Annotated in this window: 20 protein-coding genes; 13 read left to right on the top strand and 7 right to left on the bottom strand. The window is 42.5% G+C overall.

The window, feature by feature from the left end; all coding sequences use genetic code 11:
* Positions 1-318 precede the first annotated feature (318 nt).
* The 4 genes from HWQ36_RS09360 (at position 319) to HWQ36_RS09345 (ending at position 3737) form a co-directional block, all read left to right on the top strand.
* Positions 319-534, top strand: a complete 216-nt coding sequence (locus HWQ36_RS09360; RefSeq protein WP_292701037.1) for a hypothetical protein — start codon at positions 319-321, stop codon at positions 532-534.
* 248 nt (positions 535-782) lie between these two features.
* Positions 783-1949 carry a pyridoxal phosphate-dependent aminotransferase gene (locus HWQ36_RS09355; RefSeq protein WP_292701034.1) on the top strand — a complete coding sequence of 389 codons (1167 nt, stop codon included), beginning with the start codon at positions 783-785 and terminating at the stop codon, positions 1947-1949.
* A 111-nt stretch (positions 1950-2060) separates the two neighbouring features.
* Positions 2061-2498 (top strand): secondary thiamine-phosphate synthase enzyme YjbQ, encoded by a 438-nt coding sequence (locus HWQ36_RS09350; protein ID WP_292701032.1) that lies wholly within the window; start codon positions 2061-2063, stop codon positions 2496-2498.
* A 183-nt stretch (positions 2499-2681) separates the two neighbouring features.
* Positions 2682-3737, top strand: coding sequence for an aromatic ring-hydroxylating dioxygenase subunit alpha (locus HWQ36_RS09345; RefSeq protein ID WP_292701029.1), 1056 nt, complete (start codon positions 2682-2684; stop codon positions 3735-3737).
* A 393-nt stretch (positions 3738-4130) separates the two neighbouring features.
* Here HWQ36_RS09345 and HWQ36_RS09340 read toward each other — a convergent pair whose 3' ends face one another.
* The 3 genes from HWQ36_RS09340 to HWQ36_RS09330 all read right to left on the bottom strand — a co-directional run bounded on the left by HWQ36_RS09340 (position 4131) and on the right by HWQ36_RS09330 (position 7117).
* Positions 4131-4349, bottom strand: coding sequence for a hypothetical protein (locus tag HWQ36_RS09340; RefSeq protein WP_292701026.1), 219 nt, complete (start codon positions 4347-4349; stop codon positions 4131-4133).
* Between the two features lie 196 nt (positions 4350-4545).
* Positions 4546-6315, bottom strand: coding sequence for a WD40 repeat domain-containing protein (locus HWQ36_RS09335; protein WP_292701023.1), 1770 nt, complete (start codon positions 6313-6315; stop codon positions 4546-4548).
* Positions 6316-6721: 406 nt separating this feature from the next.
* A complete protein-coding gene (locus HWQ36_RS09330) occupies positions 6722-7117 on the bottom strand; it encodes a hypothetical protein (RefSeq protein WP_292701021.1) in 396 nt (131 codons plus the stop codon).
* 465 nt (positions 7118-7582) lie between these two features.
* On the opposite strand from HWQ36_RS09330, the gene HWQ36_RS09325 reads away from it, so the two are divergent.
* The 3 genes from HWQ36_RS09325 (at position 7583) to HWQ36_RS09315 (ending at position 11041) form a co-directional block, all read left to right on the top strand.
* Positions 7583-8347 carry a red chlorophyll catabolite reductase gene (locus tag HWQ36_RS09325; RefSeq protein WP_292701019.1) on the top strand — a complete coding sequence of 255 codons (765 nt, stop codon included), beginning with the start codon at positions 7583-7585 and terminating at the stop codon, positions 8345-8347.
* A 169-nt stretch (positions 8348-8516) separates the two neighbouring features.
* Positions 8517-9548 carry a nitrilase-related carbon-nitrogen hydrolase gene (locus HWQ36_RS09320; RefSeq protein WP_292701016.1) on the top strand — a complete coding sequence of 344 codons (1032 nt, stop codon included), beginning with the start codon at positions 8517-8519 and terminating at the stop codon, positions 9546-9548.
* A 74-nt stretch (positions 9549-9622) separates the two neighbouring features.
* Positions 9623-11041, top strand: a complete 1419-nt coding sequence (locus HWQ36_RS09315) for an aldehyde dehydrogenase family protein (protein WP_292701013.1) — start codon at positions 9623-9625, stop codon at positions 11039-11041.
* Between the two features lie 22 nt (positions 11042-11063).
* On the opposite strand, the gene purN is transcribed toward HWQ36_RS09315, so the two are convergent.
* Positions 11064-11726: a phosphoribosylglycinamide formyltransferase gene (gene purN, locus HWQ36_RS09310; RefSeq protein ID WP_292701011.1), complete on the bottom strand. Its 663-nt coding sequence runs from the start codon at positions 11724-11726 to the stop codon at positions 11064-11066.
* A gap of 178 nt (positions 11727-11904) precedes the next feature.
* On the opposite strand from purN, the gene HWQ36_RS34340 reads away from it, so the two are divergent.
* Positions 11905-15111 (top strand): SUMF1/EgtB/PvdO family nonheme iron enzyme, encoded by a 3207-nt coding sequence (locus HWQ36_RS34340; RefSeq protein WP_366828693.1) that lies wholly within the window; start codon positions 11905-11907, stop codon positions 15109-15111.
* 228 nt (positions 15112-15339) lie between these two features.
* Here the strand turns inward: HWQ36_RS34340 and HWQ36_RS09295 are convergent, their stop codons facing one another.
* Entirely contained in the window at positions 15340-15669 is a 330-nt protein-coding gene (locus tag HWQ36_RS09295) for a helix-turn-helix transcriptional regulator (protein WP_229496735.1), read from the bottom strand.
* A 3-nt stretch (positions 15670-15672) separates the two neighbouring features.
* Positions 15673-16050, bottom strand: coding sequence for a type II toxin-antitoxin system RelE/ParE family toxin (locus tag HWQ36_RS09290; RefSeq protein ID WP_292701003.1), 378 nt, complete (start codon positions 16048-16050; stop codon positions 15673-15675).
* 120 nt (positions 16051-16170) lie between these two features.
* Here HWQ36_RS09290 and HWQ36_RS09285 point away from each other — a divergent pair, with 120 nt between their 5' ends.
* From HWQ36_RS09285 to HWQ36_RS09270, 4 genes are all read left to right on the top strand, one after another.
* Entirely contained in the window at positions 16171-16407 is a 237-nt protein-coding gene (locus HWQ36_RS09285) for a hypothetical protein (RefSeq protein WP_366828690.1), read from the top strand.
* Between the two features lie 222 nt (positions 16408-16629).
* Positions 16630-16854 carry a ribbon-helix-helix domain-containing protein gene (locus HWQ36_RS09280; protein ID WP_292701001.1) on the top strand — a complete coding sequence of 75 codons (225 nt, stop codon included), beginning with the start codon at positions 16630-16632 and terminating at the stop codon, positions 16852-16854.
* A complete protein-coding gene (locus HWQ36_RS09275; RefSeq protein WP_292700998.1) occupies positions 16841-17179 on the top strand; it encodes a type II toxin-antitoxin system PemK/MazF family toxin in 339 nt (112 codons plus the stop codon). Before HWQ36_RS09280 ends, HWQ36_RS09275 begins: the two co-directional genes overlap by 14 nt.
* Before the next feature lie 244 nt (positions 17180-17423).
* Positions 17424-18305, top strand: coding sequence for a sugar ABC transporter permease (locus tag HWQ36_RS09270; protein ID WP_292700995.1), 882 nt, complete (start codon positions 17424-17426; stop codon positions 18303-18305).
* Between the two features lie 114 nt (positions 18306-18419).
* On the opposite strand, the gene HWQ36_RS09265 is transcribed toward HWQ36_RS09270, so the two are convergent.
* Positions 18420-18989: a thermonuclease family protein gene (locus HWQ36_RS09265; protein ID WP_292700993.1), complete on the bottom strand. Its 570-nt coding sequence runs from the start codon at positions 18987-18989 to the stop codon at positions 18420-18422.
* Between the two features lie 355 nt (positions 18990-19344).
* Between HWQ36_RS09265 and HWQ36_RS09260 the strand changes: the two genes are divergently transcribed.
* Entirely contained in the window at positions 19345-20088 is a 744-nt protein-coding gene (locus HWQ36_RS09260) for a ferritin-like domain-containing protein (RefSeq protein WP_292700990.1), read from the top strand.
* Positions 20089-20446 lie beyond the last annotated feature (358 nt).

Here is a 20446-nt window from a genome sequence, read left to right as displayed (position 1 = left end):
CATTGGCACATTATTTAATAATAGGAGACAAAGCCTATGAATAATATAAAAACTGCCTCGCTTACGGAATTGAGATTTCTGAGTCAGATTGGGAAAAAACTCCACCCAGGGTCAAACAACTGGTGGAGAAAATGGGGCAGCACATAAAAGAATCAGAAAAAAGACTTGCAGAGCTTGGTTTTCGCTATATGCTGATTTTAACAGAATATGGAGCGCCTAACTAATGACTTCCAGTCACCAGTAGCGTAGGGCAGAAATCAACAGGTTACGATGAATTAAGAAGTAATAATTTTTTATGGCACTGCCAGGAGTCTTTTTATGTTCATTAATGAATTGTCACCTATATTCAGAGAATTTATCCAGCATCCGGCCTCATTTGTGGGTGGGTTATTCTCTGGTGTGCTTCGGCTCAATCTTGCAGACGATCCTGTTAAAAGCTGGCTTGATCGACAGAGCGGCTCAAATAGCTATACCAGCACAACACAAGCACATAATGGCAAAGCAAGTGGGCCTCAACAGATTTCCATTGACTAAATTTTTGAGTAATCGCAAATTCGGTTGATTATTATTGGGAATAGGGAATTGGGAATTGGGAACAGGGGATAGTGATAGAAACTTTAGTTATGGGTCAAAATCCCATTTGAAAAAAAATGTTTTTCGAGACGCGCAGCGCTCTTAAATTCGATGTTTTTGTTACAATCCCACGCTTGAAACCCGTGGGTTTCCCCAATTCTCAATTCCCAATTCCCCATTCCCAATTCCCAGTACATAGCCAAGGAAATATGGAATCCCTAACCTCTCGTATGCAGGGTGTACAGTCGCCGATTATTCCTGTGGTTGGGGAACTGATTAAAAACTCTCCAGGAACAATCTCTCTAGGACAGGGTGTTGTTCATTACAACCCACCACCGGAAGCTATCGAATTTTTACCCAAATTTTTAGCCGAACCCGCTAACAATTTATACAAAGCGGTTGAGGGAATTTCCGCGTTTCTGACAGCACTTGCTGGAAAATTGCAAGCTTTCAATGGTATTGAAATCAATGAGGAAAACTGCATCGTCGTGACAGCAGGAAGCAATATGGGATTTATGAATGCCATTCTTGCTATTACTAACCCAGGTGATGAAATTATTCTGAATACGCCTTACTATTTCAACCATGAAATGGCGATCGCAATGGCTGGTTGTCGTGCAGTGTTAGTGGCGACAGATGAAAATTACCAACTGCGACAAGAAGCGATCGCTCAAGCAATTACTCCCAAAACACGCGCTGTGGTGACAATTTCGCCAAATAATCCCACTGGAGTTGTCTATTCAGAAGCAGCATTGCGCCAAGTAAATCAAATTTGTGACACTCACTGCATTTACCACATCAGCGATGAAGCTTATGAATACTTTACCTATAACGGCGTAAAACACGTTTCTCCTGGTGCATTTGGGAGTAGCAAGTACACTATTTCTCTATTTAGCCTTTCCAAAGCATACGGCTTTGCTAGTTGGCGCATTGGCTATATGGTGATTCCCAAACACTTATTTGTCGCCATCAAAAAAGTCCAGGATACAATTTTGATTTGTCCGCCAGTAATTTCCCAATATGCAGCTTTAGGGGCATTGCAGGCAAAAGAGGAGTATTTACAGAGTAATATAGGTGCAATTGCTCAAGTGCGGCAAGTAGTACTCGACTCGCTTAACCGCCTACAAGGTTTATGTAGCATTACACCCGCTAATGGCGCTTTCTATTTTTTCCTCAAAGTTAATACTCAGATGGATGCTTTTGAGTTAGTTAAAAGACTGATTCAGGAACATAAAGTGGCAGTCATTCCAGGTACAACCTTTGGCATGGATGACGGATGCTACTTGCGCGTTGCTTACGGTGCGCTGCAAAATGATACAGCCAAAGAAGGTATAGAAAGATTAGTACAAGGCTTGGAAACTATAGTTAGGAGTTAAAAGTCATTTAATTTTGGATTTTAGATTTTAGATTTTAGATTTTTCCTCCAATCGCAAATCAAAAATCTCAAATTGTCACTCCTATGCAATCATAAATATAAAATTGAACAGATGCCGATTATTAATAAGCTAATTGAAATTGCAACTGAGCCAAAAATTAATATTCATAATATAACACCACAAATTCAAGACTTTCTTGCTTCAACATCGATTAACAATGGACAAATTTTAGTATTTTCTCGGCACACGACAACAGCTTTAGCTATCAACGAGAATGAAGTCAGATTGTTAGAAGATATAAAAGCATTCTTGCAAAAATTAGCACCAGAATCGGACAGTTACTTGCATAATGACTTGCATTTAAGAGATGTCCCGGAAGATGAGCCGATTAATGCTCACTCTCACTTAATGGCAATGATGCTGACCACTAGTGAGATAATTCCCATTGTGGATGGTAAATTAGCTTTGGGAACCTGGCAATCTGTGTTGTTTTTTGAGTTGGATGGGCCGCGCAAAAGAACGGTATTTGTCCAAATTTCTGGCGAATAATGCAACTTCACATCTACAATCCTCTCAGAACAACCCAAATCTGAGAGAATTACGAACACGATCAACAAGTGCATCAGTTGAATTTACTTACAGTAATTAAAAATCTGAAAGAATGTTTCTAAACATAACCTTCCTTTCCACAAACCAGAACTTTTGTTGTGTCAAAGGCAGAGGCAATTAGTGATGAAAAATAACGATAACTTTGTATTACGTAATACTTGGTACTATGCTCTGCCTAGTAATCAAATCAAACCAGGTATGATGATCAGCCGCATTTTCTTGGGTGAACCGGTGCTGTTAGTCCGAGACCAGAATGGTAAAATATCGGCGATGAGAGATATTTGTCCTCATCGGGCCGTGCCTTTGAGTTGTGGTAGATTCGATGGGCAGGAAGTGGAATGCTGCTATCACGGTTGGCGCTTTAACCCGGCTGGACGTTGCACTGCAATTCCATCTCTTGTTGAAGAGCAGCAGATGGATTTAAGCCGCTTTGACGTACAATCCTACGAAGTTCGGGAAGCCCAAGGGAACATTTGGATATATATGGCTGATCCCGATAAATCTCAGCCTGCTGCTTCTGAGATGGAGATTCCGGTGATTCCAGGGTTTGATGAGCGATTGCCCCAATTTGTAGAGGTGATGAGATTTCCCTGTTTTGTGGATCATGCAGTAGTGGGTCTGATGGACCCTGCCCATTCACCCTACGTTCATCGTGCTTGGTGGTGGCGAAGTGAGAAACTGCACGAGGAAGTCAAACAATTTGACGCTTCGCCCTACGGCTTCACGATGCGACGACACCGATTGCCAGCAAATGGAGGCCGATTATACTTGCTGATTGGCGGTGGTGTGCCGGAAACGGAGATTTCTTTTCGTTTACCTAGTGTCAGAATAGAAGAAACCACAATAGGCAACCATCGAGTTGTTAATTTAACGGCAGTTACCCCCATTTCAGACACAGAAACTGAGGTAACTTTTGTTCTTTACTCGACACTTCCCTGGGTGGGATTTTTCAAGCCACTGCTGCATGTACTGGCACAAACCTTCCTGGGTCAAGACCGAACGGTTGTGGAAAAGCAGCAGATTGGACTCAAATATAATCCTGTGCTGCGACTGATTAAGGATTCAGATATGCAGGCGCAGTGGTATTACCAGTTAAAGCGGGAGTATGCTCGGTCTGTCGCTGAAGGAAGAGAATTTGTGAACCCTGTTAAGGATCAAGTACTTCGCTGGCGTGCTTAAATTACTCCAAACTAAATTCTGCAAATTCTAGGCACTTTAGCAGATGATACCCTGACATAACTAAGAGCAACAATTACAGCAAAATCCGACTTCCGACTTACTTATACCAATTCACAAAAAAACTGATACATATAGATTTCTCGTAGGGGCATGGCATTGCCCATTGGTGTCAACTTAACGTAGAAGCTAGCATTGACAAGCATTCTTTGGTTGCCCTCACCTCCAACCCCTCTCCCAAAATTGGGAGAGGGGAGCAAATTCTCTAGTTCCCCTTCTCCCAAATTGGGAGAAGGGGTTAGGGGATGAGGGCAAAACCTTGAAACAAAGCAGATTTTCCCTTAAGTTGACACCAATGGGCAAAGACAAGCCCCTACCAGTGTATTTGTATCATTATTAAAGCGAAATGGTATTAACCAGTTGCTTTAAACGAAAGTATGCCTCTTCTGGTGTCAGCGCTGTTGATTGACTTTCATTAGGTATATAAAATACCCAAGTATCTGGAAAGTAATGCACCACAAAGCTGGGAATCAGACCCAAACTTACTGCTTGCTTTCCAAGTTTCTCAGCTTGTTCCTCTAAACTCAGTTGGTCATGAAATGGGTGTTCAGCCATACTTTTGCATCTCCCTGTACTTTATTTGACCTGGAAGAACGTTCAATACCTGGATTGCACGAATCACTTTTAAGTAATTCACTATTTTCCAGAATGAGCTTGAAAATATTTAGGTCTACTACCAAAATAATTTCAAATATGCTTTTCTAGAAAATCATAAAGCTATTTTGGTCATTCAGGGTAACGTGATAAATTCTTAACTCCGTTGCCAAATTTTAATTGTCTTATCTAAACTCCCGCTAACCAACATCTCGCCAGAAGCGGTGAAAGCTAATGCTGTGACTATATTTCCATGACCTGTAAACGTACCCAGTAATTCACCGGTTTGTAGATGCCATAATTTGATGGTTTTATCTGCACTACCACTAGCGATAATTTGTCCATCGGGACTTAAGGCGATCGCATATACTCTATCTCTATGTCCTTTAAGAGTATGAAGTAATTCTCCAGTCTCTAATTGCCAAATTTTAATTGTTTGATCCCAGCTACCACTCACGAGCAGTTTAGCATCTGCGCTGATTGCTAAGGAACGAACGATGTGAGAATGACCCATGAGGGTATGCAGAGGTTGTGCGTCCTTTAAACTTTTGATCCCCGTTTGGGGTAAGGTGCGCCAGACTTTGATTTTACGGTAGCTACCTGTAACCAGAGTTTCGCCGTCTCGACTCAAAACTAGGGAATGAGCAGCTGTATCATCTAAAGAAAGTGCGATCGCAACCTGACGATGCATCAAATCCCAAAACAGAATTTTTCTGTCATCTCCGCCTGTAGCTAACATTCTGCCATCGGGAGTAAAGGCAGCACACCGCACTACGCCATTATGTTTATGCAAAATATCTATCAAGTCTAAAGCACCTACGTGCCAAAGTTTAATTGTGGAATCTGCACCACAACTCACTAAAGTCTGTCCATCTGAACTAAAAGCCAGGGAATTCACTTCATCCACTAGCCCAGGTATCACCCAAGGATACTCTGATAATGTATCTATTAATTCACCCTTGCTCAAATCCCAGAGTTTCGTTTCTCCCCGACTACCACTTGCTAATATGGGTAAGGCTTTACCATTCTTACACCCGGAACTGAAAGCTAGGCAATTAATCCCTCTGTTGTGCCCTTGTAAAGTTTGCCAGCATTCCCAGTCACCAACTATCCCCTTAAGGCAATGCTCTGATGGTAGAGTCTCTATTGTATCTGCGATCGCTTTCTCATTAATTACTGGCGACGTGTCTTTTTTGCCAAGAAGTGATTCTAAATACCAACTCAGTCCACCGGCATACAACAAGTTACTTGGACTTATATACAGTTTTGGTTCAGTAAGTTCAATTTGATTTGCAGGTAAAAAGCCTGTAATTATACTCTGTCTTTCGTATCCTAACTGACTTGTTGATGGATAAAACAAACACAGAAAAATTAATACTTGGTGATTTTTTAAATCTTCTTGAGTAACCGACCACCTAATTTTGTCTTTCTTAATACCATTAAAACTTTCTCCATCAGCAACATAAACTTGAACACTTAGCTGAGGATTATCTTTTAGTACATAAGAAAATTTGCTTTCACCACACAAATTTCCCTCATCATCTAAAATCATGTTTTGCAAAGTATCTTGTGATACCTTTTTTACCAACTTCCCCAAACGTTCAGCTATCACCAAGTCAACGATTTTTTCCCGCAAAAGATAATCTTCCGCTTGGCGCTGGAAGTATTTGGGAAAAGGTATCGTCCAGTCGGGAGGCTCAGGATATTCGGGTGGCGTAGGCGGCGGATTTTTGGCCAGAACTTCTGCTTGTTGGCGAGAAAGTTCTTGGAGTCTGGCCAATGGTTCGCCCCAAAATGCCATCATTTCAGTGTGACAACCCTTGACTTGACTTTCCAATAAAGATAAGTCATAAGTTTTAGGTTTCTTCACACGTTGAAGGAAGTCAGTTTGTTGAGCTTTAAGTAAGCTAATCCAATCCATCTGCATTCCTGCGGCAAACTATTGCATACCTACGGTAAGCTATACCAATGCAATTACCCAAGTTTATAACCTTAGTTAATTAAAAATTCAGTAATGTTAGCAGTCTAATAAAACACAGCCATTGGTAGATATTTCCGGGAAAAATAGAGATGGATAGCACTTAGACATTTCATAAACTGATGCAGTTGAAGTATATAGAATTAAATGATGTCAGTCAATTCTAACGGAGATGGAGAATAAGATACTGTTTCTAGGGAAACACTTCTAGCTGCAAAGGAAAGTTTAATGTGAGAGGTATTTTAAAGGTTGCGGCAACGTTAAGTCAACAAATACCCCCACTAGAATGACTTAGTAACGATGATTTACAGGTATATCATCTGAAATTGGCATAAATGGTGAAGATTAGCTAATTTTAACCTTTGCGTTTTGGTTGTCTGGGTATAGTACTTGTATCAGAGGAGTCACCAAAAGTATCTCTTGCCTCAATCTGTTTAATTTTCATTTGCAAGTTCAAGTCATCACTGCTAACAATCGTTTCTAAATTCGCTAATCTCCGCTCTAACAGTTCTATTTGCTGCTGTTGCAAATAGTTAGTTTTGGATTTTTGCTCATCAGAACGCCAAATAGCAACTGTACCAACTGCTGCACCACCAATAGCAACTAAAGGAAGAATAGCACCACTTCTAGTAACGGCTGAGAGGGGGACGCAAACTCCGAGAATGGCAACTGTAATGACCCAAATTCTTGTGGTGGCAGATAATCTGACATCTTGGTATTGTTCTACATTTGTTTGGGATTTTTTAGCCATAAGTCCATCTAAAGAAAAGTTATTTGCTAGATTGGCACAATTGCTCACCAAAATACTTCCTACAATTGGGTTAAGTTATGTCAACTCCGTAGGATTATTGTGCAGCTATTTGATGCATTGAGTAGTCTGCAATCTCTTTCGGGCCGATAGATTGCAGTAATGCGGACATTAATTTCTCTGGGGATACTGTTTGCGTCATGTGTCATATTCTATGACGCAAGGTGTAGTGACATACTCCTACACTGCATACAGTGTAAACTTCTCAGCGACTCCCGGTATCCCGTCGGACATTAACTGAGCTTTGTTTAGACTGCACGAGATGCCCCTCCGCACAGTTGAACAATACAAAATGAAAATGTTCAAACACCTTTTGTTTTAGCTAATCTTCCTTCTTCTTTTTTCTCCTTACCCCAACTTACGGAGTGGATACAATATAAAGTCTATGAAAAGCCACAAACTCAAACTATGACTCAGCAACCAAGCGATCTAGATAATAAGTCTGTATTTGGGCAGTTATGGGACATTACAAAGGAACTCCGTCAGAAAATAGACGCTCGTTTTGAGTTACATCCAGATCCTTCTACCGAGGACTTAAAAAGCTATTCTGCTACGACAGGAGGCGCTCACGGATCGCTCAACACGTTCTCTGGCTCAGAAATTGATTGGCTAGTGCATTCATGGTTGCGTGAACCTAAATCCGGCTTTTGCAATATGCACTTAACTATTTGGCTCAAGTCACAGTTCCGTGTTCCACATTTAGCCTTTGCTTTTGCCACGGTTCCACACTTGTTTTTCTACATGGATTACATTCCTCGGAGCGACCTCTCTGTTGACCTGGAATATTTGGATCGCTACTATGAACCGATGAACCAGACATATCTGGCGTTGCTAGAAGATTCTCGTTTCAAGCAGTATATCAGCAAAACTCTTTACATCCGCCAAGCTCAATCCCATACTAGTCTGTGTTATACCAGCCCTGTTACAGAAGAGACACTAGCTCGTCTTCGCACGGTGGCTCATGAGATGATCGATCGCTGGTTGAAGTGGGTAGATGAAGCGGAATCCGTACCAGATAATGAGCGTGCTGCTTTATCTAACCGTGATTTAATTGTACGCCAGGCGATCGCAGAACGCGACCCAGACAACCAAATCGCTATACGGCTATTTGGAGCAGAAATGACTGATAAATTAGTCCGATCTCTCTGGGGTGGCGATCGAATTAGTCATTAGTCATTAGTCATTAGTCATTAGTCATTAGTCATTAGCAAAAGACCAATGCCCCATGCCCTTTAGGAGTTCCGAGTTCCGTTAGCGGGGTGTTTAGCCCGTGCTGAGTGGAGAATAACTCCTAACTCCTAACTACTAACTCAGCACTCAGCACTGTTTTGCCCCATGCCCTATGAGTAATCAAGAATCATACCGCGCCTTAGCACTGCAAGTTACCTGTCATGCAGTGAACCAAACCAGCGATTGCCACGAAGCGCGATCGCTCATGCTAAACTCCATCAATCGCCTAGCTCAACAAATTGCTGCCAGTATCGCTTTCATTGGCTTTGATTGTCGTTTAATTGTACTGCCAGAATATTTCCTCACGGGTTTTCCAATGGGAGATAGTCTTGCAGGGTGGGCAGAAAAAGCTTGTATAGAAATGGCTGGTGCTGAGTATGAAGCACTTGGTAAAATTGCTCAAAAGCACAAAATCTTCTTAGCTGGGAACGCCTATGAAGTCGATCCTAACTTTCCCGGATTGTACTTCCAAACCTGCTTTATTCTTGACCCCTCTGGCTCAATCGTCTTGCGATATCGGCGGCTAAATTCCTTATTTGCTCCCACTCCCCATGATGTTTGGGATAAATATCTTGACTGCTATGGTTTAGAGGGAGTTTTCCCCGTAGCCAAAACTGCGATCGGTAATTTAGCAGCTTTAGCATCAGAAGAAATTTTATATCCAGAAGTGGCGCGATGTCTGGCAATGCGAGGAGCAGAGATTTTTGTCCATTCCACCTCGGAAGTATACAACAAAAACCTCACTCCCAAAGACGCGGCAAAAATTACTCGCGCCGTCGAAAACATGGCTTACGTAGTTTCAGCCAATACCGCAGGCATCGCCAATATTGCTATCCCCATAGCTTCGGCTGATGGTGGCTCTAAAATCATCGACCATCGCGGAATCGTTTTAGCCGAAACAGGTGCAGGCGAGAGCATGGCAGCATTTGCCGAGATTGATTTAGCAGCATTACGCCGCGATCGCCGCCGTCCGGGGTTACATAATTTACTTGCCCGCCAACGCTTTGAACTATACGCCGAAAGTTATCACCAATCACACTTTTACCCGGCTAATACTATGCTGGAGGGAGAAATAGACCGCAAACACTTTTTGCAAACCCAGCAAGCCACAATTAATCGGTTAGCCCAACTGGGGATAATTTGAATTTGGGAATTGGGAATTGGGAATTGGGCATTGGCAGTAATAACAAATGACAAATGACAAATGACAAATGACAAATGACAAAACCAATAGAAGTCCGCAATCCCCGAACTGGCAAATTTGACTACGTAATTATCCCGCCGCCCCCAAGGTTGCTGGCACAGCAATGTAAGCGATCGCGCCGGGCACAAGTTAGCTGGCAAAAACTGGGTTTGGAGGGGAGAATTGAAGCTTTACAGCAGTGGAGGAAAGCGATAGTATCTGAGCGCGATCGCTTAACGGAAGCTCTGGTAAATGATACGGGAAGATTATCAACCTCAGTATTAGAAATAGACTCCTTCCTCTCTAGCATCGATCGGTGGTGTAGGTTAGCACCAGAATTGCTGCAAGACTCTGCAAAAAACACAGCAATTCCATTTATCGCCTTGCAACAAATATCCGTCCCTTACCCACTAGTTGGGATCATTAGCCCGTGGAATTTTCCACTGTTGTTGTCAACCATTGATACCATTCCGGCATTGTTGGCAGGTTGTGCCGTCATTGTCAAACCCAGTGAAATCGCTCCCCGCTTCGTCGCACCACTGACAACAGCACTCAACGCCGTACCCAAATTGCGCGATGTCTTAACTTTTATTGAAGGAGCAGGCGTAACCGGATCTATTTTGATTGACAATGTAGACTTAGTGTGCTTCACGGGTAGTGTAGCGACAGGGCGAAAAGTGGCAGAAGCGGCTGCTAAACGGTTTATTCCAGCTTTTTTGGAATTAGGGGGAAAAGATCCTGCGATCGTTTTAGAATCAGCCAATTTAGAATTAGCAACCTCAGCAATCTTGTGGGGTTCCGTCGTCAACACTGGACAGTCGTGCTTATCAATTGAGCGGATTTACGTTGCTGACTCCATATTTGACAAGTTTTACCATCAATTAGTAGCCAAAGCACATCGCCTTGGGCTAGCCTACCCCACTGTTGAAAGTGGAGAAATTGGCCCCATCATCGCCGAAAGACAAGCCGCAATTATTAGCGATCATCTCCTAGATGCCGTAGAAAAGGGAGCAGTAATTCACTGCGGCGGTGTAATTGAAGACTTGGGTGGGGGTTGGTGGTGTCGTCCGACAGTTCTCACCCAAGTTAATCATTCCATGAAAGTGATGACGGAAGAGACTTTTGGCCCCATTATGCCAATAATGCCTTTTTCTACAGTTGAGGAAGCAGTGTCTTTAGCAAACGATTCAATTTATGGATTGAGTGCTGCTGTTTTTGCCTCGGAAGCTAAAGCCTTAGAAATTGCCCAGCAGATAGATGCAGGTGCTATTAGTATCAACGATGCTGGACTCACCGCCATCATGCACGAGGGAGAGAAAAACGCCTTTAAATTCTCCGGGATGGGAGGATCGCGCATGGGTGCAGCAGCGCTGAAACGGTTCATGCGAAAAAAAGCTATTTTAATTAAAACTAATGCGACTAATGACCCTTGGTGGTTTGAGAATGAATCATAAATACGAACCGCTATATGTATTTTTATGTAACGCTTAGTATACCTTTTGACGAAGAAGCTGCTAGAGCGATCGCTAGTGGTAAAATTCGATGTTCCTGAATTTGAATTCTAGCGTGGAGTGTTTCTGCGGTATCATCCGGCAGTACTGGGACTGCGGCTTGCATCAATATGGGGCCACTATCCATTTCTAAACAAGCGATATGCGCTGTACAACCAGTGATTTTTACCCCAGATGCCAAGGCTTGTTCTACAGCATGGATTCCCTTGAAACTAGGTAACAAACTAGGATGGATATTGATAATCTTCTCAGGAAAAGCATCAATAAAAACTGACGTTAATAGTCGCATCCACCCTGCCAAAATCACCCATTCTACATCGTAGTGCTGCAATGTCTGCACAATTTTTTCGTCAAATTCTTCTCGGTTTTGATAGTTGCGGTGATTTAATAAGACGGTTTCTACACCTCTATTAGCGGCTCTGACGGCTGCTTTCGCTGAGGAGTTATTGTAAATTAAAACTTTAATTTGGGCATTTAGCTGTCCATCTTGGATAGCTTGAGCAACTACATCAAAATTGCTGCCATTCCCAGAAGCCATAATTCCCAGTTTTAAAGGGGCGACTTGTTGGCAAATATCGCTAATGCTAGGAGAAACCAAGCTAAAGGTAGAATCAGGGCGGAGGGTCATAACAGCTAAAAGGAAAAATTATAGATGCCAAAAATATATAGTAGATCGTGGTTGGGTAATGATACAGTAGCCGCCTAGATTTTTCTCACTTCATAACTAGTCCAATTGATATAAGTGATATTCTAAAACTTAGTATGAAAGAAACAACATAGAGATTAAAGCCGCACAGGTGAGTTAAATGGTGAAGGTAGCGTTGCTGGTTGGAATCAGTGAGTATGAGCCAGGGCTGAACCCATTGCCTAGTGCAGTTAAGGATGTAGAAGCGTTGCGAGAGGTGCTTTTGCATCCAGATATGGGTGGATTTGCTGCGTCAGATATTACCCTGCTAAAAAATCCTGAGCGACAAGATGTAGAAGAAGCGATCGAGCGTCTATTTACCTATCAGCCAAAGGATGACTTGGTGTTGTTTTACTTTTCAGGGCATGGCATCAAGGATGATCTAGGACAGCTTTACTTGGCAACGCGCAAAACACGCAAAAATAGCAAAGGTGAATTAGTTCGTTCTACTGCTGTTGCAGCACGCTTTATCCAACAGTGTATGAGTCTTAGCCGCTCCCGTCGGCAGGTGGTAATCCTGGATAGCTGCTTTAGTGGTGCCTTTGCTGAGGGGATGTCTGCCAAAGATGACGGCATGATTGACATTCGGGAACAATTAGGCGGTGAAGGACGAGCCGTATTGACTTCTTCTACTTCAACTCAATATTCCTTTGAGGAGGAAGGGCAAGATTTATCGATTTACACTCGTTTTTTGGTTGAAGGTATCAAGTCGGGAGAAGCCGATCGCGATCGCGATGAGTTTATCTCCATCGATGAACTCCATGAATACGCCAGTCAGAAGGTGCGAGAACTTCAACCTGCGATGAAGCCGGAAATCTATGCAATTCGAGAAGGCTTTAAAATTCGGCTGACAAAGGTGGCTCCGGGCGATCCTAGACAGCGATACCGTAAAGAGGTAGCGCGATTTATTCATCGAGGCGAAATTTCCTTTGTTGGTCGTCGTACATTGGATGTACTGAGGACTCGCTTGGAATTGGAGACAACTGAGGCAAAGGCGATCGAAGATGAGGTGTTGGAACCTTATCGCAACGAGTTTGGCGAAAAACTCCAGCAGTATCAGCAGGTGTTTACTGAACTACTGGAGCGAGATGAGACAATTACCGATAGCGATCGCCACGATCTGCAAAATCTCCAGCAAATTTTGGGGCTGCGGAATGAGGACACGATGCCGATTGAGGCACTGGTGACTGCACGGTTTAAGACGCATCAGCAAAACCTGCAAACATATCAGCAAGCGTTTACAACGGCACTACGACAGGAGTTTCCTCTGAGTGCAGCAAGCCGCGATCGCTTACGGCAAACGCAGCAGCAATTAGAACTTGCGGATGGAGATATTGCCGCAATTGAATCTCAGATTACGACTGAGGTAGAGGCATATCACCAAAAACTCCAGGACTACCAAAAGTTGTTTTTTACAGCCACGCAGCAGGAATATCCCCTTAGTGCGGCAACCCGCAATGATTTACGTCAACAGCAGCAGCGCTTGGGACTGACGGATGTAGATGTTGCACCAATTGAAGCGCAAATCACAACACAGATTGAAAGCTATCATCAAAAACTCCAGCAGTACGAGCAGGCGTTTGTGAAGGCGACGCAGCGCCAGCATTATCCAGATGAGGTGACGCAAAAGCAGTTGCAGCAAACGTGGCAGACGTTGGGGTTGAGTGAAGGGGATGTGGGGGCGATCGAGAGGCGGATTAATGCGGAGATTGAAAGACATCAAGCAAACTTGCGGCAATATGAGCAAGAGTTTACAGAAGCGATTCAGCAAGAATATCCGCTCAGTGCTTTTAACCGCTCTCAACTAACGCAACGTCATCAAGCGTTGAATCTGACTGCTGAGGATGTGACTGCAATTGAAAATCCAATTGTGGCTGCGATCGAGGAACATCGGCAAAAGCTGCAACAGTATGAAGAGGTGTTTAGAGAGTCGATGCAGTTTGAATATCCTCTCAGTGACGTTACTCGTGAAGAACTTCAACGTTTTCAACGAATTTTAGAACTAAATGATGGGGAAATAGCTGCGATCGAAGCAATTATTATTCAATCATCTTCAAAAGCAGAATACCGGAAACAGCAAGACAGAATCAGACAGCAGCAGACAGAAAAACAACAAGAAGAAGCTGTACGACTAAACAAGCAGGAGGTAGAAAGACAACGGCAGCAGGAGGAAGCAGAATATCGCCAAAAATTACAGCAGATGGACATCACTGGAATTGAAACCAGAGTTGTAGCAAGCCAAGAATTAATTAAACCTCCGATTCAGCAGCAGTCAAGCTCTGTTCAACCCACTCAACCGGCTCAAGAGCGAATAACCCGACAAAAGTTTTTCAAATGGGCTGGCTTCGGAAGTGTAGGTTTGGTGACAGCAGTAGTAGGTCGTGAAATTTTTAAGGGTCAATCACCGACACCTCAATCTACTATTATTGAACCTGCTAATCAACCTACTAATCAACCTACTAATAAATCAACAACTATCTCTGTACCTGAACCTAAATATATTCCCTTTAAGTTTGAAACGGTAACGGTAAATAAAAAGGGACAGGTAATTAAACGAGAGCCTAACAAGCAAGCTAAGTTCTTTAAGGAGGACTTAGGCAATGGCATAACTTTAGATATGGTTCAGATTGTTGAAGGCTCTTTTAATATGGGTTCACCACCCGGTGAAAATGGTCGAGCCAAAAATGAAGAACCACAGCACGTTGTGAATGTCCCTGCTTTTTTTATCGGCAAGTTTGAAGTGACTCAGGAACAGTACCAGCAAATAATGGTTAGCACTCCGTCCAAATTTAAGGGAGCAAAACGTCCTGTAGAGCAAGTGTCCTGGAATGATGCAGTGGAATTTTGCAAAAAGCTGAGTCAAAAGGCTGGGCGTAATTATTGCCTACCTAGTGAAGCAGAGTGGGAATACGCCTGTCGTGCAGGAACAACCACAGCATTTCACTTCGGCGAAACGATTACAACTGAGTTAGCTAACTATGAGGGAGATTCCACTTATGCTTCTGCACCAAAAGGAAAAAATCTTCAAGAAACAACAGAAGTAGAAAGTTTTCCACCCAACGCCTTTGGATTATACGATATGCATGGGAATGTCTGGGAGTGGTGTCAAGATACTTGGCATGACAGCTATAAAGGAGCGCCTAGTGATGGAAGTGCATGGATAGATAATGATAATAAAATTCGGATGCTGCGAGGCGGTTCCTGGCACGATCTTCCTGGAGAATGCCGTTCCGCGTCCCGTAATCTCAACTTTAGGGTGGGGCGCGACCTCATCCACAGCAATCTTGGTTTTCGGGTTGTCGTTTCTGCCGTTGGGAGGACTCCTTAGCCCTTTACACTCTAGCTCTTTTGTCCTCTACCCTTCTTTCCTTTACTCTTTTTGACTGTAGCGAAGCGGAACGATCTAAATTTTTTTTCAAAAAACAGAGTGGATCAAATTAGGATTAGGTTTAGGGACTTCCAACTAAAAAAACATCCAAAATTGTCTTGTGGGATGGGTGTCCCCACCCGTCCCAGATTCAGGGCGGGCAAGATGCCCACCCCACAAGATGGATAATTATTCACAAACTACAGTCGTGCAAGCAATTGAACGGCTTTCTGGTTTAGGCTTAATTGTAATTTCTACATCATTACCTAAAATATTTATAAATCTGATCAATCTATCTATTGAAAAATCTTTTAGTTTCCCTCTAGTTAAAGCAGATATTTTTGGTTGATCTATTCCAAGAACTTCGGCTGCTTGGACTTGATTTAATTGGCGATTAGCAATAATTTCACTAATTTTGCGTGCAAGTTCTGCTTTAATTAAGCGTTCTTCAGGATTAGACAATCCTAGATCAGCAAAGACATTTCCGTTACTAATATAAACATCATTTTCGTTGCTCATTTTTTACTCCACTGTTTTTGCTATTTCTTGTAAATAATCTTCCTGAGCAACCTTGAGTCTCTTTTTAACTAAATCTATATCTTGTTTTGGTGTAGCAATACCGTGTTTTGATTTCTTTTGAAATGAATGTAATAGGTAAACAAATCCTGCAAATTTAACAGTGTAAATTGCCCTGTATGTATCTCCTTCAAAATCATCTACAATTTCTAAAACCCCAGTGCCTGTAAATCCATACAAAGGTTTTGCGTCAGGATGCTTTTCACCATGTTGTGCTAAATCCAGAGCATAACCCATTACATCTTGCACATCTTCAGGGAAATCTTTTAAATCATCAAGAGCGCTTGCAATCCATTTGAGGGGTTTTTCTTGTTTTTTACTCATGTAATGCTAATTATGCTAATAATAGCATATTAAAGTATAAGCGATGCCTACGGCTGTAAGCTACGCACCTGCTGGGCTTTGATGCAAAACTTAGTTTAAAGACTCCAAGTAGAGATAATTATGAACCAAGAGCTTACTCAAGCGATCGCTTTAGAAGTTCAGCTATTCCACAGCATCGAGCAGAAAGAAAATTTTCTCTTTTTACTTGGTGCTTTACTTGCTAAAATAATCAGCCTTCAAAAAGCCGCAGAAGTTATGCAACTAGAGCCAGCACAATTGCTCAAAATTCTAGAACTTATGGGAATTGAATTTTCTTACCTTTTTGAAGAAGATGTTGCTTTGGAAAAAAACTGGTAAATGAATTCTGCTGAACTTTGAGATTAAGCTATAGGGGTTCTCGCTTGGATGCAATACAGTTTGACCTCACTTCCATTCCTCTCTCCTAAAAGGAGAGAGGCTTTGAATCTTACTCCCCAACGCTACAAGGGTTGGGGCTGGGGGTTAGGTCTGTATTGCACTCAACTGAGAACCGCTATAGTATATTAGTAGGAATTATTATTGCTACTAATTGGTAGGAAGATGAATGTAGAAAAACTCTCTATTTCCTTGCCACCGTCTTTAGTGGAGTTTGTCGAAAACTACAAACGCAATAAAGGATGTAAATCTCGTTCTCAAGTAATTGAAGAAGCATTAGAATTGCTCCGAAACCGAGAATTAGAGGCAGCTTACCGAGAAGCCTCTGCTGAAGTTGATAACTATTGGGATGTGACGGTGGCAGATGGTTTAACAGATGAAACGTGGTGATATTTATTACGCAAATCTTAGTCCGGTGATGGGTTCAGAAATGGGTAAACGTCGTCCAGTGCTAATTGTCAGTAATGATATAAGTAATAGTGCTGCTACCACTGTGACAATTTTACCGCTTACTTCTAATGTGAGCCGTGTTTATCCCTTTGAAGTTCTGCTTAATCCAGAGATTAGTGGTTTAACAAAACCTTCTAAAGTACAGGCGCAGCAAGTGCGAACAATTTCTAAGCAACGAATTACTGGTGAAGTATTAGGTAGTTTAAACGAAGAGTTGATAGTACTAATTGATGCAGCGTTGAAATTGCATTTGGGATTGGTTTGAGTTTGCAGAAAAATAGCGATGTTTAAGTAAAGATTTCAACTAGAGATAATTATGAACCAAGAGTTTACCCCAATACAGTTCAGATAAGCCCAAAACACTTGTAGAGACGGCGATTTATCGCGTCTCCAAAACCCAAAATTGTTGTCAGTAGCCCTTAACCCAAGCGATCGCTAATACTAGGAGAAACCAAGCTAAGGGTAGAATCAGGGCCGAGGGTCATAACAGCTAAGAGGAAAAATTATAGATGCCAAAAAAATATACTAAGTCATGGTTGGATAATGATACAGTAGCTGCCTGGACTTTTCTCACACCAGCACTAATTTTACTGGGTGCTTTTATCATTTGGCCGATCGCTTATTTGTTTTACCTCAGCTTTACTGCTGGTAGTTTCACCTTAAAAGGCACTTATTGGATAGGCTTAAAAAACTATTGGCGCTTGCTACTCAACCCTGACTTTTGGCAAGTTCTGGGTAACACCATTTATTTTACTGTTGCCACCATTATTCCCAGTTTAGTTATTTCCTTGGGATTGGCAGTGCTATTAAACCGCTCCATTCCCTTGCGGGGCATCCTGCGGAGTGCTTATTTTCTACCTTCAATTATCTCACTTGTGGCAGCCGGCTTGGGATTTCGCTGGCTGTTTCAAACATCAGGGCCAGCTAACGGACTTTTAGATTTTTTTGGGATTCCAGCCATCCCCTGGCTAGGAGATACATTTTGGGCAATGCCGATAATTATTTTAATGAGTATTTGGAAACAACTGGGTTTCAATATGGTAGTTTTTTTAGCAGGCTTGCAAGCAATTCCTCCCAGTCGTTATGAAGCAGCAGATTTGGATGGAGCAAATGCTTGGCAACAATTTTGGTATATTACTCTACCTGGATTGCGCCCTACTGTGATATTTACAATCATCACTACCGCGATTTTTACATTGCGGAGTTTTGAGCAAGTTTATGTGATGACTGGCGGTGGCCCACTGAATTCGACTAATTTGCTGGTTTATTACATTTATCAAGAGGCTTTTGGTCAATTTGATTTTGGTTATGCAGCAGCAGCAGCGACGTTATTACTAGCAGTGACGATGATACTAGTTTATTTGCAACTACAAACCTGGGGAGAAGAGTAAGGGGACTTTATGCGTAGAGTATTCACCAATTCTGAATTCTGACCGGAGGCGGAGCGTCTCCGGCTCCGCTCCTGTTAGCGGATAGCTAGGGTTTAGCCCATTCTGACTCCTGTTTTACTTTTTATATAAGCTGCGATATTCCCAAGGATTAACAAATTTAGTGTCACTCCAAATCCCAATACGTTGTTCCTTGGCTTCAGCTTCGGCTTGTTGAACTAAGTCTTTACTAGGACACTTGTTTAAATAAGGACGATATACTTTTGCCAATCCTTCTTTTAACAATACTTGCTGCACAAAAGTGCCATTTTGTAAACGAACTTCGGCAATTTTGCGTTTATAGCGATCGCTATCTGTGATATTCAAAGTCACGCGATTGCCTCCTTGTTGCACCAATTGTTGCACCCGTTCTTGAGCTTTCACACCCCAAGTAAATTGATTGCGATCGCTAGTGCGTTTACTCTGCTTTTCTTTATTAGAGTGGGCTATTTCTGGCGCATCTACACAAGCAAAGCGCACGGTAACATTTTTGCCATCTGTATCTTTAACTACTAAAGTATCGCCATCACTCACACGCTCAACTGGTTCTCCAGAAGTATTGACAAAGCGATCGCAGCCCATCAAACCCAAAAAGATGATAGTTGTTGCACACAGCAAAAATCGTACTGGTTTAGTTAATTTCTCCATCCAAACTTACCAAATTACCTCTGTGCGATGATACTAGCAAAATGCAAAGATATACAGCAGTTTTCTTTTGCATGAAGTACAAAGAGCTACGGGTTTTGAGACAGGAGGCAGGAGGTAGGAACATCTATCTAATGCGTGAGTCCTGCATTTGTACCTCACTTACTTGCAAGGTGCTGTATTTGTTAACCATTGACATCATTGCCACAAGCAATTCAAAATCCAAAATGGGGCATTGCATATTTGCGAGATGATTTAACAACTTCCAAAATTCCCCCCTGCCCTCTGCCGACACCCGAATAGAAAATGCACATTAGTATAAGAATTGTAACCTCCCAATTATCAGTGGCAATTTCTGATGAACTTCTTAACTCACATTCTGCATTTAGCTGGTTCAGGTGCTTTTGCCTATTACTCTGCTGCTCAAATTCGTGATTCTAAAACCCGCCCCAACATCCTTGCAGGGTTTTATTTCGCCGAATCTGGTTCTGTGCCGTTTTTATCTGCACTTAGCGATCGCGCCTCTGCCGAAGGCGATACATGGCTAGCCGAAAAACTAGCAAAACACGCATCAGATGAGACTAGGCATGGTAAAGTTTTTGCCCACGCCTTACAACAGATGAATAAACAAGTTATAGATTTTAAGCGTCAACCCCAAACTACAACCACAAACAAATCACAACAGCAGCGTAGCCCATTTTTTGCAGCATTCTTTGAAGGTTATACCCAAGAACAACTTAAACCTGCTGTCATTGACTGGGATGTGTTTATGGCAAGCACATACATTCTTGAGTTAGATGCTAGTAAAGACTTTGCGCGAATGGCGAAAGTATTACCTGATAAAGAGCCAACCGGTCGTAACTTGAAGTTAGGAATGCTAAGTATTGCCCAAGATGAAACTGGACATGCTGCTTATCTCTACGAAGCGATGATGCGACGGATGTCTGCTGCCAAAGTGGAAAAACTTGTAGATATGTGGCGATCGCGCAAAGTAAACGCCTTGTTAGCAATGGTTGGTGGTATCCTCCATAACGGTGAAACGCGATCGCTAGTCCAAGATAGTGCGCCGTCGGAAATCGATTCTGAGTTGATAGCTACGTAACTATAGGACTCGTATTTGATTTTTGAAAAAACCCAGTACACATCTATTCCCTTCTTTCCTATTCCCTGTTCCCTATTCCCTGTTCCCTATTCCCTGTTCCCTCCCTACCCAAGTAAGTATGGCTACGCCACGCTGCGCGAACAGTAATCAAATCGGATTCCTATATAGTTATCGTTGAGTATCTAATTTTAAAAAAATTGAGAACATTCAACATCGGGAGCATCCACTTTTGGCAGATTGCCCTCAGACTAGAAGTCTGGGGCTATACAAACTAAACCCGCCTGCGCGGGTTTCAGAGAGTCCGCGTAGGCGGACTTCGTTTGTGTAGCCGCGATTTCCAATCGCCCAGTGTTTCTTC

This window comes from Nostoc sp. NMS2, assembly GCF_017115105.1.
GTDB lineage: Bacteria > Cyanobacteriota > Cyanobacteriia > Cyanobacteriales > Nostocaceae > Nostoc.
This window is presented reverse-complemented; position numbering and strand designations above follow the sequence as displayed.